The following is a 583-nucleotide window of genomic DNA, read 5'->3' as shown; positions in this document are numbered from 1 at the left end:
CGTCTAATTTCATCGGCGTGTAACACGGCGTAGGTAGTTCTCTTAATTCACCTGGCTGTAATTGGTAATCGTCATCAACCGTCACTACTTCATACCCGGTAATGCTATCTTTCTTATAGCGATAAATATCCATAATAGAAACTCCCTTCTAGTAAATGGTGCAGACACCTTGGCAAATGTTATTACCTTGGTTGCTATTACTCATATATCCCAAGCAAGTGAGTGTATTATCTGACCCGTCAAAACGCATGATATAATCTCCCAATCGGAACGGAGTTTGGTTTACTTGATTAAGGCCTGACCCCGAAGCAAATTGAACCACTGGCTTCCCAACCGCAGATTGTGGGATTTGGCAGTTTGCACGAACACAAGCACCAATATATCCCTTGCCAACGAGTGGTATAAATTCAATATAGCCAAATCCACTTTCATTAGTTGTTACGCCGTTAAGCAAATTCATTCCGCTAGAGCCGTTTTGTGTAGCGGCAACTAACGGTGCTCCCTTAACCATAATTCCGCTTTCGAGGTCATAACCCAAACTTGCTAATTCCGGAACTTGATACTTAATTACATTCGCATCAAC

The 583-nt window shown here is 42.2% G+C and carries 1 protein-coding gene; it reads right to left on the bottom strand.

Translation table 11 applies throughout. From position 1 onward, the window contains the following. Positions 1 to 148: 148 nt before the first annotated feature. Positions 149 to 583: hypothetical protein (locus Q3C15_RS08665; RefSeq protein ID WP_302704975.1), on the bottom strand; the 435-nt coding region annotated here is incomplete at its 5' end.

The organism is Ligilactobacillus sp. 110_WCHN, assembly GCF_030518115.1.
Lineage (GTDB): Bacteria > Bacillota > Bacilli > Lactobacillales > Lactobacillaceae > Ligilactobacillus > Ligilactobacillus aviarius_C.
This window is presented reverse-complemented; position numbering and strand designations above follow the sequence as displayed.